Raw genomic sequence first — 13992 nt, 5'->3', positions numbered from 1 at the left:
TTCTTGAACTCCTCCATGACTGAAGAACCCCTGGTGCGTTTCCAGCGCGTCCAGAAAACCTACGACGGCGAGCACCTGGTGGTGCGCCAGCTCGACCTGGACATTCACCGCGGCGAGTTCCTGAGCCTGCTCGGGCCTTCGGGCTCCGGCAAGACCACCACGCTGATGATGCTGGCGGGCTTCGAGTCGCCGACCTCCGGCGAAATCTTGCTCAACGGCAAGCAGATCACCGGCACGCCGCCGCACAAGCGGCACTTCGGCATGGTGTTCCAGAACTACGCGCTGTTTCCGCACCTGAGCGTGGGCCAGAACGTGGCCTACCCGCTCACCGTGCGCAAGGTGCCCAAAGACGAGCAGCAGCGCCGCGTGCAGCGCGCGCTCGATATGGTTCAGCTGCGCGGCATGACCGACCGGCTGCCCGGCCAGCTCTCGGGCGGCCAGCAGCAGCGCGTGGCGCTGGCCCGCGCGCTGGTGTTCGAACCCCAGCTGGTGCTGATGGACGAACCGCTCGGCGCGCTCGACAAGCAGCTGCGCGAGCACATGCAGATCGAGCTCAAGGACCTGCATCGCCAATTGGGCGTGACCTTTGTCTACGTCACGCACGACCAGAGCGAGGCGCTCACCATGAGCGACCGCGTGGCGGTGTTCAACGAAGGCGTGATCCAGCAGCTGGACACGGTCGACCGGCTGTACGAGACGCCCTCCAACCGCTTCGTGGCCGGTTTCGTCGGCGACAACACAGTGCTCAAGGGGCAGGTGAGCCGCGGCGGGGAACACGCGGAAATGACGCTGCCCGACGGCCGCGTGCTGAGCGGCCTCAACGTCGGCAATGCGGCGCCGGGCGCGGCCGTGGAGGCGTGCATCCGCCCCGAACGCGTGGTGCTGCACCGCCGCCCCGAGACGCAAGGCGCCAACATGCTCGCCGCCGAGGTGGCGCGCGTCATCTACTTCGGCGACCACCTGCGGCTGCTCTGCAGCGTGGGCGGCGGCCAGGCCGAAGCCTCGGTGAAGCTGCCGCTGACCGGTCTCGACGGCAGCGCGCCGCCGCAGGCCGGCGAATCGGTGGCGCTCGAGTTTCCGGTTGCGCATGCGCGCATCTACGCGCTCTGAAACGCGCGCCCATCAGGTCTTTGCTTTCTCGTTCCCTTTCTTCATCACCCAGGACTACGCCACCATGAAAAAGACACTCCTCGCCTGCACCGTCGCGGTCAGCTTCGCGCTGCCTGCCTTCGCCCAGCAGCAGCTCACCGTGGTCAACTTCGGCGGCGCCAACGCCAACGCGCAGAAAAAGGCCTACTACGAGCCCTACGAGAAGACCGGCACCAAGATCATTCCGGTCGAATACAACGGCGAGCAGGCCAAGATCAAGGCCATGGTCGAGACCAAGAAGGTCACCTGGGACGTGGTCGAAGTCGAATCGCCCGACGCGGCGCGCGGTTGCGACGAGGGCCTGTTCGAGAAGCTCGACTATTCGAAGATCGGCAACAAGGCCGACTTCCTGCCGGCCGCGGTCACCGATTGCGGCGTCGGCCTGTTCGTGTGGTCGACCGTGATGGCCTACAACGGCGAAAAGCTCAAGACCGCGCCCACCAGCTGGGCCGACTTCTGGGACGTGAAGAAGATTCCGGGCAAGCGCGGCATGCGCAAGGGCGCGCGCTACAACCTCGAGTTCGCACTCATGGCCGACGGCGTGAAGCCGGCCGATGTCTACAAGGTGCTCGCCACCAAGGACGGCGCCGACCGCGCGTTCAAGAAGCTCACCGAGCTCAAGCCGAACATCCAGTGGTGGGAAGCCGGCGCGCAGCCGCCGCAGTTCCTGGTGGCCGGCGACGTGGTGCTCACCACCGTGTACAACGGCCGCATCGACGCCGCCAACCGCGAAGGCCGCGACCTCAAGATCTACTGGCCGGGCGGCATCTACGACCTGGACTACCTGGTGATTCCGAAGGGCGCGCCGAACAAGGAAGCGTCGCTGAAGTACATCCAGTTCGCGATGCAGTCGGCCAACCAGGCGGTCTATGCGCAGAACATCGCCTACGGTCCCGCCAACACCAAGGCACTGGCTTCGCTCAGCCCCAAGGTGCTGGCCGACCTGCCGACCTCGGCCACCAACGCCAAGGATTCGCTGCAGTTCAACGTCGCTTTCTGGGCTGACCAGGGCGAGGCGCTCGAGAAGCGCTTCGCATCCTGGGCCACCCAGTAACCGACGCGCAAGAACGAGAAAGAGGCCATGCACGCGGCAACGATTGTTCCCCTGGTTCCGGCGGAGGCGCCACCCGGCACCCTTCGGCGTGCGCTGGCGCGCGCCGAAGCGCGCCGCAAGTGGCGCGCCTTCGCGCTCACGGTGCCGCTCTTGGTGTTTCTGTTGCTGACGCTGCTGGTGCCGATCGTCGCGCTGCTGCAGCGCGCGGTCGAGAACCCCGAGGTGGCCAATGCGCTGCCGCGCACCGTGCGTGCGCTCGACGGATGGAGCCGCAAGGAGGCGCCCGCGCCCGCGGCCTATGCCGCCATCGCGGCCGACCTCGGCCAGTTGCCCGACAGTTCCGACGCGGGCGCCCTGGCGCGCCGCCTCAACACCGAGATCGCAGGCGCCCGCTCGCTCGTGATGAGCACCTTCAGGGCGCTGCCGATCGCGGGATCTCCGGAAGAAGTGAAGGCGCGCATGCTGGAGATCGACCCGCGCTGGGGCGAGGCGGTGTACTGGCAGGCCATTGCAAAGAACGGCTCGCGCTGGACGCCCGACTACCTGCTGGCCTCGCTGGACCTGCGGCGCAATGTGGCGGGCGAAGTGGAACGCATGCCCGACGACCAGCGCGCCTTCGCGAACATTCTTCTGCGCACTTTTCATATCAGCGCCGTGGTCACCTTCTTCTGCCTGCTGCTGGCCTATCCGCTGGCATGGTGGCTGTCGACCTTGCCCGCGCGCAAGGCCAACGTGCTGATGATCCTGGTGCTCGTGCCTTTCTGGACTTCCATCCTGGTGCGCGTGGCGGCATGGATCGTGCTGCTGCAATCCGAGGGGCTGGTCAACCGCGGCCTCATGGGCATCGGCCTGATCGACCATCCGCTGGCGCTGCTGTTCAACCGCACCGGCGTGATCATCGCCATGGTGCACATCCTGCTGCCGTTCATGATCCTGCCGCTCTACAGCGTGATGAAGAGCGTGCCGCCCACCTACCTGCGCGCGGCGGTGTCGCTCGGCAGCTCTCCACTCGCGGCGTTCTTTCGCGTGTATGTGCCGCAGACCTATCCGGGCATCGGTGCCGGTGCGCTGCTGGTCTTCATCTTGGCTATCGGCTACTACGTGACGCCGGCGCTGCTCGGCGGCGCGGACGACCAGATGCTGAGCTACTACATCGCGCGCTACACCAATGTGGAAATCAACTGGGGCATGGCCTGCGCGCTGGGCGCCGTGCTGCTTGTCGCCACGCTGGTGCTGTACGCCGTGTACCGCCGCATCGGCAAGGCCGAGCTGAGCCTCGGCTGAAGGCACGAAGGACACACACGCATGTTCAAGCTTCCCCAATTTCCGGCCTACGCCACCTTCGCCGACAAGCTCGGGTGGTGGCTGGTGCGCGCCGGCTGTGTCGCGGTGCTGGCTTTTCTGCTGGCGCCGATCCTGGTCGTGATTCCGCTGTCTTTCTCCGACAGTTCATTTCTGGCGTACCCGATCCGGGGCTGGTCGCTGCAGTGGTACCGCCACCTGTTCGAATCGCCCGAGTGGGCCCGCGCGGCGCGCAACAGCTTCATCGTCGCGCCGGCCGCCACGGTGCTGGCGACCGTGCTGGGCACGCTGGCGGCGGTCGGCTTGTCGCGCACGAACTTCGCGTTCAAGGGCCTGCTCATGAGCGTGCTGATCTCGCCGATGGTGGTGCCGATCGTGGTGGTGGGTGTCGCCACGTATCTCTACTTCGCGCCCATCGGCCTGGCCGACACCTACCTCGGGCTGATCGTGGTGCATGCGGCGCTCGGCGCGCCCTTTGTGCTGACCACCGTGCTCGCCACGCTGGCCGGCTTCAACCACAACCTGGTGCGCGCATCGCTGAGCCTGGGCGAGACACCGTTCAGGACGTTCATGCGCATCACGCTGCCGGTGATTGCGCCCGGCGTGATCTCGGGCGCGCTGTTCGCCTTTGCCACCTCGTTCGACGAAGTGGTGGTCACGCTGTTCTTGGCGGGGCCGGACCAGGTCACGCTGCCGCGGCAGATGTTCACCGGCATTCGCGAGAACATCTCGCCCACCATCGCCGCCGTGGCGACGCTGCTCATCCTCTTCACCACCACGCTGCTGCTTGCGCTCGAATGGCTGCGCGGCCGGCGGCGCTGAACGCACACACGATGTCCGTCACCACACCACCGAACCAGCCGCTCGGCGGCAACACCATGCCGCGCTTCGCCGGCCCCGGCACGATGATGCGGCTGCCCACCGCAACTTCTGCGCAGGGGCTGGATGCGGCGTTCATCGGCGTGCCGCTCGACATCGGCACTTCCAACCGCCCGGGTGCGCGTTTCGGGCCGCGCCAGATCCGTGCCGAATCGGCGCTGCTGCGGCCCTACAACATGGCCACGGGCGCGGCGCCTTTCGACAAACTGAACGTGGCCGACCTGGGCGATGTGCCCATCAACACCTATTCGCTCGAAGAGTCGGTCGACATCATCTCGGCCTTCTATGACACGGTGCTGGCCGCGGGCTGCGCACCGCTTACGCTCGGCGGCGACCACACCATTGCGCTGCCGATCCTGCGCGCGCTGGCGCGCAAGCACGGCCCGGTCGCGCTGGTGCATGTGGATGCGCATGCGGACGTGAACGACGACATGTTCGGAGAGCGCATCGCCCACGGCACGCCGTTCCGCCGCGCTGTCGAAGAAGGCTTGCTGGCCTGCGACAAGGTCTGGCAGATCGGCTTGCGCGGCACGGGCTATGCGGCCGACGACTTCGACTGGCCGCGCCAGCAGGGCTTTACCGTGGTGCAGGCGCACGAGGTCTGGTACCAGTCGCTGGCTCCGCTGATGGCGCAGGTGCGCGAGCGCATCGGGCCTGCTCATCCGGTCTACATCAGCTTCGACGTCGACGGCATCGATCCTTCGTTTGCCGGCGGTACGGGCACGCCGGAGATCGGCGGGTTGACCGTGCCGCAGGCGCTGGAAATCGTGCGTGGCTGCCGGGGCTTGAATGTGATTGGGGCCGATCTGGTGGAGGTGAGTCCGCCCTACGACGTCAGTGGGAACACCGCGCTGCTGGGGGCCAATCTTCTGTACGAGATGTTGTGTGTGTTGCCTGGGGTGCCTTATCGGTGAGTTGTTCGGGCGCTCTTGTTCGGGGCGTGTGCACAGGCCACCGGGTACTCCCCTCCGCGAATGTCCCCCGCTTCGCTCCTCCTTGATTTCGCTGCGAGGAGCACCCGATGCCCTGTGCACCTGGGCACGCGGCTGGTACACCGCTGATCAACGACTGCTCTGTGCAACGCTCCCCGTCGGCGGGAGTGCGCCCTGAACAGCAACGTCCCCCAGCAAACCCCTCAACCAAACAGATCGCAAACAAAACTCGAGACCATTGACCATGAAAACTTCTCCCCTCGCATTGCTGAACGACCCGACCCTGTTCAAGACCGACGCGCTGATCGCCGGCGAATGGACAAAGGGCAAGAGTCGCTTCGACGTGAACGACCCGGCCACCGGCCAGAAGCTGGCCGACGTTGCCAACCTCACACGCGCCGACGCCGTCCTTGCCATTGCCGCTGCGAACATGGCGCTCGCCGCCTGGCGCCGCAAGACCGGTAAGGAGCGCAGCATCGTGCTTCGCAAGTGGTTCGACCTGCTCGTCGCCAATACCGAAGACCTGGGCCGCCTCATGACCGCGGAGCAGGGCAAGCCCTTTGCCGAGGCCAAGGGCGAGGTCGCCTACGGCGCGAGCTTTATCGAATGGTTTGCCGAGGAAGCCAAGCGCGTCAACGGCGAAGTACTGCCGCAGTTCGACAACAACCGCCGCCTGCTGGTGATGAAGCAGGCCATCGGCGTGTGCGCCGCCATCACCCCGTGGAACTTTCCGCTGGCCATGATCACGCGCAAGGTGGCGCCGGCGTTGGCCGCGGGTTGCACGGTCGTCATCAAGCCGGCCGAGCTCACGCCGCTCACCGCGCTGGCCGCGGCCGAACTGGCCGTGCGCGCGGGTATTCCGGCCGGCGTGCTCAACGTGCTCACGGCCGACAGCCAGAACAGCATCGCCATCGGCAAGGAACTGTGCGAGAGCGATGTCGTGCGCCACCTGAGCTTCACGGGCTCCACCGAGGTCGGCCGCATTCTCATGAGCCAGTGCGCGCCGACGGTCAAGAAGCTGTCGCTCGAGCTCGGCGGCAACGCGCCCTTCCTGGTGTTCGACGACGCCGATGTCGATTCGGCGGTCGAGGGCGCGATGGCCAGCAAATACCGCAACGCGGGACAGACCTGCGTGTGCGCGAACCGGTTGTATGTGCAGGACGGCATCTACGACCGCTTCGTCGAGAAGTTCGCGGCCAAGGTCAAGGCGCTCAAGGTCGGCAACGGCTTCGACGAGGGCGTGATGCAGGGGCCGCTCATCGAAGATGCGGCCGTCGAAAAAGTGCAGCGCCATGTCGACGATGCGGTGGCCAAGGGCGGCAAGCTGCTGGCCGGCGGCCGCAGGATCGAGGGCCAGTTCTTCGAGCCCACCGTCATCGCCGAGGCGACGTCCGACATGCTGTGCGCGAAGGAGGAAACCTTCGGCCCCTTCGCACCCGTGTTCCGCTTCAAGACCGAGCAGGACGCCATCGATGCGGCGAACAACACCGAGTTCGGACTGGCAAGCTACTTCTACACCCGCGACGTAGGCCGCATCTTCCGTGTGGCGGAAGCGCTCGAGTACGGCATGGTCGGCATCAATGCCGGCGTGATCGCCACCGAGCACGTGCCTTTCGGTGGCGTGAAGCAGTCGGGCCTGGGGCGCGAGGGTTCGCACCATGGCATGGACGACTACGTCGAGATCAAGTATCTCTGCCTGGGCGACATCCAGAAATAAGAGAGAGCCTTGGCGACCGGCACGCGCGCAGACGGCGCGTGCCGGTCGTCATCGCATCATCGAAGGATGATGCGGGAGGCCGGGGGCCGCAGGGCCGTTACTTGGCCTTGGTATCGAGGCGCTTCTGCATCGCTGCGGCGCGGTCGCTCGATGGCGGGTGGGAGCTGAGAATCGAGCTGCCCGAGCCGCCGGTGTCGAGTGCGGCGAGCTTCTGGAAGCTGCTCACCAGGCCCTTGCGTTCGAGCTTGCGTTCCGTCAGCAGGTCGAAGGAGTAGTTGTCGGCTGCGCTCTCTTGAGTCTGGGAAAACTGGGCGTTGATGAACTTCTCGCCGAGGTCGCCGGCCTGCGATTGCGACAGCTGGCCCACGACACCGCCGGCTGCGCTGGCAAGGCCGCGAACGGCCGACGCGGCGTAGGCCGTTTGCATGCGGCCCTTGGAATGGCCCAGGGCGACGTGGCCGATTTCGTGGCCGATGACGCCGCGCAGTTCGTCGTCGTTCATCAGGTCCATCAACCCGCTGTAGACGCGGATGCAGCCGTTGGCCATGGCCCAGGCGTTCACGTCCTTGGTCAGGTAGACCTTGTAGTTGGCGGTCTTGCCGTTCACGCTGGTGGGCATGGCGCGCACCACCTGGTTCAGCCGCGTGGTGTAGCGGCTGTTGGCGGGGGCGATCTGGTTCTTCTGGTCCATCGCGGCGCACGATTGGTCGGACATCGTCGCGATGTCTCCGTCGGTCAGCGACATGGCCTTGTACGCGGAGCCGCCGGCTTGGGTGAGGGCGCCGGTGTCTGCGTTCTTGATGGCTCCGCAGCCTGCGAGCGTTGCAGCCATGATGATGGAGGCGGCGATCGGTTTGAGTTGGTGCATGAAGCTCCCTTTCTTCGAATATTTAAAAGTCATTGCATCACGCTGATCGAGCCGCGGTGGCCGATTGGACCGGCCGCCGCTGCGCAACAGCGGCGCCATCATAGGTGAGCGCAACGCGTTGTTACCGGCTTTGATCGCCATCGTGCGCAGCAGAAAAGACAGTGCTGATCAAAAGTATTAATGCCGTCTTTTCCGAATGAAACAGCGGCCCGAAATCCTGAGCCGGGCTTGTTGCCATTGCTTCGCTCAGTAGAATGCGCCGCATGTATCGGGTTCGCCTGTTTGTCCTCTGGGTCATGATGTTCGCCGTGCCGTTCCAGGGGTACGCGGCGGCAGCCATGGTCTTCTGCGGACCGGGCGATGGCGGTACTCACGCGGGTGCAATGACCGCGGCCACCACGGAATCGGTCGGGTCGCATGCGCATGGCCAAGCCGCGCAACCGCACAGCGACGGGCATGCGGACCATCACCACCAAGCCAAGCCATCCACGGACGACAGCGCCGGCAAAACCGCAAGCGCCGAGCCCGACACGATGCACAAGTGCGGCACCTGCGGTGCATGCCACGGCACCGCGCTGATCAGCACGCTGGAATTCCCGGTGCTCCACGGCCTGCCTCGCGCAGACTTGGTGGAGCCGCCCCTCGCGATGGCCACCCTCGCGCCACGCGTTCTCGACAAACCTCCTCGCGCCTAACGCGTTCGTGCACCCGCGACCTCGTCGCGGGCCGCTGCGAACGCTCATGCATCGCGTGCGCCATGCCTCTTCAGGCAGTTCTGGCGCACTCCGCTCATGAACAAGTTGCGAGGACTCCATGTTCCATTCATCGCCGGCCCGTTGGCTGGCCGTATTTCCCGCCATGGCAGCGCTTGCTGCGATGGCGCAGACCCCGCCTGATACGGCACCCGCGCCTGCTGCCCCGGCGCCGGGGGCGGCGGCACCCGCCGTCCTGACCTACAAGTCCGCCTTCGACGGCTATCGCCCCTTCGCCGACGAAGAACCCGTTCCGTGGAAGGAGGCCAACGAGACCGTGCGCCAGCGCGGCGGTTGGCAGGCCTACGCCAAGGAAGCGGCAGGCACCGGCGCGGCCGGGACCGAGCCGGCCGCCCAGGCTGCGTCGGACGCACCAGCTGCCGCGCACCAGGGCCACACGATGCCGATGCCCGCGAAGAAGGAGCAGCCATGAAGCGGGCCATGCGCCTGGCGGCCGTCGCCTTTGCGGCTGCCCTGTTGGCCGGATGCGCCTCGGTCGGCATCGACGACGCGCTGCAGGACACCAACACCCACGCCCGTCAGTTCACCGGCGGCAAGCTCGAACTCAGCCGCACGCAGGAACAGCGCGACCGCCGCTCGGCGCTGTCGCAGGAGCTGCTGTCCAAGCCGCTGTCGCAAACCGATGCGGTGCAGCTCGCGCTGGCCAACAGCCCCTCGGTGCAGGCCCTGGTGGCGCAGAGCTGGGGCGACATCGCGGCGGCCAACCAGGCGAGCCGGCTGCCGAACCCGGTCTTCACCTTCGAGCGCATGCGCCTGAACAGCGAGCTCGAGCTCGGCCGGCTGCTGTCCTTCGGCCTGGTGGATCTGATCCTGCTGCCGCAGCGCCTGTCCATCTCGCGAAGCCAGGCCGGCCAGGCCAGGGTGCAGCTCACCGGCGCCGTGGTCGACCAGGTCACGCAGGTGCGGCAGGCCTGGGTCCGTGCAGTGGCCGCGCAGCAGACGCTGCAATACGCCGAACAGGTGAACCGCTCGGCCCAGGCCAGCGCGGAGCTCGCGCGCCGCATGCAGCAGATCGGCAACTTCAGCAAACTGCAGCGCGCGCGCCAGCAGGTCTTCTATGCCGATGCGACCACGCAGTTGGCCTCGGCGCAGCACGCCGCCACGGCTGCGCGCGAGGAACTGATTCGTGCCCTGGGCCTGGACGACGCGCAGGCCGCGAAGCTGGCATTGCCCGAGCGGTTGCCCGACTTGCCCAAGGCGCCGCGCGAGCCGAAGGAAGTGGCCGCCACCGCGACCGAACAGCGGCTCGACGTGCAGCTCGCGCGCGCACAGCTCGATGTGGCGGGCAAGTCGCAGGGCCTCAACCTGCTGTCGACCTTCGTCGACGTGGAGGTGGGTGGCCGGCGCGACACGATCTTCGACAACGCGGAAGGCACGAAGAGCACGCGGCGCGGCTTCGAACTCGACATCCGGCTGCCGCTGTTCGACTGGGGCTCGGCGCAGCGCGACGCGCTCAGCGCGCAGTCGCTGGCCGCGGCCAACCGCTACGACGCCACCGTGCGCGGCGCCTCGTCGCAGCTGCGCGAAGGCTACTCGGCCTACCGCACCGCCTACGACATCGCGCGGCACTACCGCGACGAGATCGTGCCGCTGCGCCAGACCATGGCCGACGAGAACGTGCTTCGCTACAACGGCATGCTGATCGGCGTCTTCGAGCTGCTGGCCGAAGCGCGCGACCAGGTTGCCAGCGTAACCAACGCCATCAACGCCCAGCAGCAGTTCTGGCTGGCCGACGCCGCCCTGGCAGCCTCGGTCATCGGAAAGCCGACGGCCATGGGCGCCTCCGCAGCCGGTTCGGGCGGCGAGGCCGCCACCGCAAGTGCCGCCCACTGAGCGCGCACGCCCACCAACGATTTGAACGACATGACCAACAGACGCAATTTTCTGAGCGGCGCGGGTGCCATCACGGGCGCCATCGCTGCCGCGAGCGTGAGCAAGGTGGCGATGGCCGCCTTGCCCGAACCCGTGCTGCAGACCACGCCCAACACCATGCCGCCGCTCGTGCCTTCGAGCGGGCGGCCCTACAACCCCGTGGTCACGCTCAACGGCTGGACCCTGCCATGGCGCATGAACAACGGCGTGAAGGAGTTCCATCTCGTGGCCGAGCCCGTGGTGCGCGAAATGGCACCCGGCTTCAAGGCCAACCTGTGGGGCTACAACGGCCAGTCGCCGGGCCCGACCATCGAGGTCGTCGAAGGGGACCGCGTGCGGATCTTCGTGACCAACAAGCTGCCCGAGCACACCAGCGTGCATTGGCACGGCCAGCGCCTGCCCAACGGCATGGACGGTGTCTCGGGCCTGACCCAGCGGCCCATTCGCCCGGGGAAGACCTTCGTCTACGAATTCGTCGCACGCCGCCCCGGCACCTTCATGTATCACCCGCATGCCGACGAGATGACGCAGATGGCGATGGGAATGATGGGCTTCTGGGTCACGCACCCGAAGGCCGAGCATCCGCTGATCGAGAAGGTCGACCGCGACTTCGTGTTCCTGCTCAACGCCTACGACGTGGAGCCCGGCAGCGCGACGCCCAAGATCATGACGATGCTGGACTTCAATCTCTGGTCGTGGAACAGCCGCATCTTCCCTGGCATCGACTCGCTCAACGTGAGGCTCAATGACAAGGTGCGCATCCGCATCGGCAACCTGACGATGACCAACCACCCGATGCACCTGCACGGGCATGAGTTTCTGGTGACGGGCACCGACGGCGGCCCCACGCCCAGGAGCACGCGCCAGTACGAGGTGACCACCGACGTGGCGGTCGGCCAGATGCGCCAGATCGAGTTCCTGGCCGACGAGGAGGGCGACTGGGCTTTCCACTGCCACAAGAGCCATCACACCATGAACGCAATGGGTCACGACGTGCCCACGATGATTGGCCTCGACCACAAGGACGTGGTCAAGCAGATCACGAACCTTGTGCCCGACTACATGGTGATGGGCGAGCGCGGCATGGCCGACATGGGCGAGATGGAAATGCCGATTCCCGACAACACCGCGCGAATGATGACGGGCGAAGGGCCCTTCGGTTCGGTCGAGATGGGCGGCATGTTCAGCGTCGTGAAGGTGCGCAAGAACCAGAAGGCCGGCGACTACAGCAACCCCGGCTGGTTCAAGCACCCCAAGGGCACCGTCGCCTACGAACTGGATGCCGCGCCGCCGGAGCCTGCCCGCCAGCGCGGTGCCGGCGCGGCTGCCATGCCCGCGCAGAACATGCCTGCCAACAACATCGAAGTACAGGTCCGCAAGCCGGGCAAGGCCAGTTCCGGCCATGCCGGGCATTGATTTTTTTGAAAGGAAGACCATGAAACACACGCTTCGCCATATCGCTTTTTCCGCCGCCTTCGCCGCGCTGGCGGCCACGGGCGCCTCGGCCGCCGGCAACCATGCCGGCGGCCATGGGCACGATGCCGATGCGGCCATCGGCAGTCCCGGCGTGGCTGCCGAAGCCACGCGCACCATCAATGTCGACATGGCCGACTCGATGCGCTTCACGCCCGCCGACATCACCGTGAAGCAGGGCGAAACCGTCCGCTTCGTCGTCAAGAACTCCGGTCAGCTGAAGCACGAGCTCGTGCTCGGAACCGAGCAGGAGCTCAAGGAGCACTACGAGGCCATGAAGAAGAACCCGGAAATGGAGCACGCCGATCCGAACATGGTGACGCTGGCCGCGGGCAAGACCGGCGAGATCGTGTGGCAGTTCACCAAGGCCGGCAAGGTCGACTTCGGTTGCCTGCAACCGGGCCACTACGACGCCGGCATGAAGGGCGCGGTCAAGATCGCCAAGGCCGCCAAGTAAAGCAAGGAAAACCCAGATGTCGAACATCCGTATCGCACTCGCGGCCTTCGTTGCCGCACTTTCGCTCACCGGCGCCGTGGCGGCCGCGGAACTCGCCGACGGCGAGGTCCGAAAAGTCGACAAGGACAACAAGAAAATCACGATCAAGCACGGCCCGCTGACGGACCTGGACATGCCCGGCATGACCATGGTTTTCGGCGTCAAGGAAGACGCCTTGCTCGACAAGGTAAAGACCGGCGAGAAGGTGCGCTTCCAGGCCGAGAAGATCGACGGCAAGATCGTCGTGACCGCCATCGAGCCGGCGCCCTGAACCGTAACGCTGGCGGCACCGACGCCTGCACCGGATTTTTTCCTACGCAGCGGCCCGGTCTGCCGAAGAGCATCCGCGTTGAATTCGTTTTCTTTCAACGCAGGAGCATTCGATGAGCACTACCCTTCGCAGCAACGCCGCCCTCGCCAAACATTCTCTCGGCGTCGCGGACTGGATCGCGCTGCTCCTGATGATCGTCGGGGCCGTCAACTGGGGCCTTGTCGGCGCGTTCAACTTCGATCTGGTCGCCGCCATCTTCGGCGACATGTCGATGGCCAGCCGGGTCGTCTATGTGCTGGTTGGGCTGGCGGGCCTCTACGGCCTGACCATGCCGATGCGACTGGTGCCGCGCAGTTGATCCGCCATCACCGCATTGCCGCGAACGGCATCGGCTTTCACCTGGCGACCTGCGGGCCGGAGGACGGTCCACCGGTGGTCCTGCTGCACGGGTTCCCGGAATTCTGGTACGGCTGGCGGCACCAGATGGCGCCGCTCGCAAACGCCGGTTGGCGGGTGATCGTGCCCGACCAGCGCGGGTATGGCGAGTCCGACAAGCCGGCCGGCATCGGCGCCTATGCGCTCGATACGCTGGCCGACGATGTGTGCGAGATATGCAGCCAGCTCGGGCACGAGCGCTTCGCTCTCGTGGGCCATGACTGGGGCGGCATCGTTGCATGGCATCTCGCTGCACGGGAGCCAGAGCGGCTGAGCCGTCTTGCCATTCTGAACGCGCCGCATCCGGCAACCTTGGCAAGCTATGCGCTCACCCATCCGCTGCAGGCGGTGCGCAGCGCCTACGTCGGCTTCTTCCAGATGCCTTGGCTGCCCGAGCTGGCGCTGAGCGCAAACGACCATGCACTGCTTGCGCTCACGCTGACCGGCCGCAGCCCGCCCGGAACCTTCGACGAGACAGCGCTGGCCAAGTACCGCGACGCGTGGTCGCGGGAGGGCGCGCTTCATGCCATGCTCAACTGGTATCGCGCGATGCCGCTGGCACGTCCGCTCGGGCGGCGCATCGAGATTCCGGCAACGGTTCTCTGGGGCGATGCCGATCCGGCGCTCTCCAGCGGGCTGGCCGAAGCGGGCGCGGCATTCTGCGGCGCGTGCGAAGTGGTTCACCTGCCGGGTGCCACGCACTGGCTGCACCACGAGCGGCCCGAGGAAGTGAACGCGTTGCTGATCGCGTTTCTCGCCGAGGCCTGAACG

At 66.3% G+C, this 13992-nt stretch carries 15 protein-coding genes; 14 read left to right on the top strand and 1 reads right to left on the bottom strand.

What is annotated here, in order from left to right; genetic code table 11:
* The first annotated feature begins 15 nt into the window (after positions 1-15).
* The 6 genes from QFZ42_RS20180 to QFZ42_RS20155 all read left to right on the top strand — a co-directional run bounded on the left by QFZ42_RS20180 (position 16) and on the right by QFZ42_RS20155 (position 7033).
* Positions 16-1110, top strand: a complete 1095-nt coding sequence (locus tag QFZ42_RS20180) for an ABC transporter ATP-binding protein (protein ID WP_307702670.1) — start codon at positions 16-18, stop codon at positions 1108-1110.
* A 64-nt stretch (positions 1111-1174) separates the two neighbouring features.
* On the top strand, positions 1175-2203 hold the full coding sequence (locus QFZ42_RS20175) for an ABC transporter substrate-binding protein (protein WP_307702669.1): 1029 nt from the start codon (positions 1175-1177) through the stop codon (positions 2201-2203).
* Positions 2204-2230: 27 nt separating this feature from the next.
* Positions 2231-3487 (top strand): ABC transporter permease, encoded by a 1257-nt coding sequence (locus QFZ42_RS20170; RefSeq protein ID WP_307702668.1) that lies wholly within the window; start codon positions 2231-2233, stop codon positions 3485-3487.
* 21 nt (positions 3488-3508) lie between these two features.
* Positions 3509-4327 carry an ABC transporter permease gene (locus QFZ42_RS20165; RefSeq protein WP_307702667.1) on the top strand — a complete coding sequence of 273 codons (819 nt, stop codon included), beginning with the start codon at positions 3509-3511 and terminating at the stop codon, positions 4325-4327.
* Between the two features lie 11 nt (positions 4328-4338).
* Entirely contained in the window at positions 4339-5298 is a 960-nt protein-coding gene (gene speB / locus QFZ42_RS20160) for an agmatinase (RefSeq protein ID WP_373423355.1), read from the top strand.
* A 256-nt stretch (positions 5299-5554) separates the two neighbouring features.
* Positions 5555-7033: an NAD-dependent succinate-semialdehyde dehydrogenase gene (locus QFZ42_RS20155; RefSeq protein ID WP_307702665.1), complete on the top strand. Its 1479-nt coding sequence runs from the start codon at positions 5555-5557 to the stop codon at positions 7031-7033.
* A 97-nt stretch (positions 7034-7130) separates the two neighbouring features.
* Here QFZ42_RS20155 and QFZ42_RS20150 read toward each other — a convergent pair whose 3' ends face one another.
* Positions 7131-7901, bottom strand: coding sequence for a M48 family metalloprotease (locus QFZ42_RS20150; protein ID WP_307702664.1), 771 nt, complete (start codon positions 7899-7901; stop codon positions 7131-7133).
* A 263-nt stretch (positions 7902-8164) separates the two neighbouring features.
* Here QFZ42_RS20150 and QFZ42_RS20145 point away from each other — a divergent pair, with 263 nt between their 5' ends.
* The 8 genes from QFZ42_RS20145 to QFZ42_RS20110 all read left to right on the top strand — a co-directional run bounded on the left by QFZ42_RS20145 (position 8165) and on the right by QFZ42_RS20110 (position 13989).
* Positions 8165-8596 carry a hypothetical protein gene (locus tag QFZ42_RS20145; protein WP_307702663.1) on the top strand — a complete coding sequence of 144 codons (432 nt, stop codon included), beginning with the start codon at positions 8165-8167 and terminating at the stop codon, positions 8594-8596.
* A 163-nt stretch (positions 8597-8759) separates the two neighbouring features.
* On the top strand, positions 8760-9086 hold the full coding sequence (locus QFZ42_RS20140; RefSeq protein WP_307702662.1) for a hypothetical protein: 327 nt from the start codon (positions 8760-8762) through the stop codon (positions 9084-9086).
* Positions 9083-10507, top strand: a complete 1425-nt coding sequence (locus QFZ42_RS20135) for a TolC family protein (RefSeq protein WP_307702661.1) — start codon at positions 9083-9085, stop codon at positions 10505-10507. The genes QFZ42_RS20140 and QFZ42_RS20135 overlap by 4 nt, the downstream gene beginning before the upstream one ends.
* Positions 10508-10537: 30 nt before the next feature.
* Positions 10538-11962, top strand: a complete 1425-nt coding sequence (locus QFZ42_RS20130) for a multicopper oxidase family protein (RefSeq protein ID WP_307702660.1) — start codon at positions 10538-10540, stop codon at positions 11960-11962.
* Between the two features lie 19 nt (positions 11963-11981).
* On the top strand, positions 11982-12476 hold the full coding sequence (locus QFZ42_RS20125) for a cupredoxin domain-containing protein (protein ID WP_307702659.1): 495 nt from the start codon (positions 11982-11984) through the stop codon (positions 12474-12476).
* A 16-nt stretch (positions 12477-12492) separates the two neighbouring features.
* A complete protein-coding gene (locus QFZ42_RS20120; RefSeq protein WP_307702658.1) occupies positions 12493-12786 on the top strand; it encodes a copper-binding protein in 294 nt (97 codons plus the stop codon).
* A gap of 112 nt (positions 12787-12898) precedes the next feature.
* On the top strand, positions 12899-13144 hold the full coding sequence (locus QFZ42_RS20115; RefSeq protein WP_307702657.1) for a DUF378 domain-containing protein: 246 nt from the start codon (positions 12899-12901) through the stop codon (positions 13142-13144).
* On the top strand, positions 13141-13989 hold the full coding sequence (locus tag QFZ42_RS20110; protein ID WP_307702656.1) for an alpha/beta fold hydrolase: 849 nt from the start codon (positions 13141-13143) through the stop codon (positions 13987-13989). Before QFZ42_RS20115 ends, QFZ42_RS20110 begins: the two co-directional genes overlap by 4 nt.
* Positions 13990-13992: the final 3 nt, after the last annotated feature.

The organism is Variovorax paradoxus (assembly GCF_030815855.1).
GTDB lineage: Bacteria > Pseudomonadota > Gammaproteobacteria > Burkholderiales > Burkholderiaceae_C > Variovorax > Variovorax paradoxus_M.
This window is presented reverse-complemented; position numbering and strand designations above follow the sequence as displayed.

Coding starts and splice junctions, on each gene's coding strand:
- QFZ42_RS20180 (WP_307702670.1), top strand. CDS start 16: ATGACTGAAGAACCCCTGGTGCGTTTCCAGCGCGTCCAGAAAACCTAC.
- QFZ42_RS20175 (WP_307702669.1), top strand. CDS start 1,175: ATGAAAAAGACACTCCTCGCCTGCACCGTCGCGGTCAGCTTCGCGCTG.
- QFZ42_RS20170 (WP_307702668.1), top strand. CDS start 2,231: ATGCACGCGGCAACGATTGTTCCCCTGGTTCCGGCGGAGGCGCCACCC.
- QFZ42_RS20165 (WP_307702667.1), top strand. CDS start 3,509: ATGTTCAAGCTTCCCCAATTTCCGGCCTACGCCACCTTCGCCGACAAG.
- speB (WP_373423355.1), top strand. CDS start 4,339: ATGTCCGTCACCACACCACCGAACCAGCCGCTCGGCGGCAACACCATG.
- QFZ42_RS20150 (WP_307702664.1), bottom strand. CDS start 7,901: ATGCACCAACTCAAACCGATCGCCGCCTCCATCATCATGGCTGCAACG.
- QFZ42_RS20145 (WP_307702663.1), top strand. CDS start 8,165: ATGTATCGGGTTCGCCTGTTTGTCCTCTGGGTCATGATGTTCGCCGTG.
- QFZ42_RS20140 (WP_307702662.1), top strand. CDS start 8,760: ATGGCAGCGCTTGCTGCGATGGCGCAGACCCCGCCTGATACGGCACCC.
- QFZ42_RS20135 (WP_307702661.1), top strand. CDS start 9,083: ATGAAGCGGGCCATGCGCCTGGCGGCCGTCGCCTTTGCGGCTGCCCTG.
- QFZ42_RS20130 (WP_307702660.1), top strand. CDS start 10,538: ATGACCAACAGACGCAATTTTCTGAGCGGCGCGGGTGCCATCACGGGC.
- QFZ42_RS20125 (WP_307702659.1), top strand. CDS start 11,982: ATGAAACACACGCTTCGCCATATCGCTTTTTCCGCCGCCTTCGCCGCG.
- QFZ42_RS20120 (WP_307702658.1), top strand. CDS start 12,493: ATGTCGAACATCCGTATCGCACTCGCGGCCTTCGTTGCCGCACTTTCG.
- QFZ42_RS20115 (WP_307702657.1), top strand. CDS start 12,899: ATGAGCACTACCCTTCGCAGCAACGCCGCCCTCGCCAAACATTCTCTC.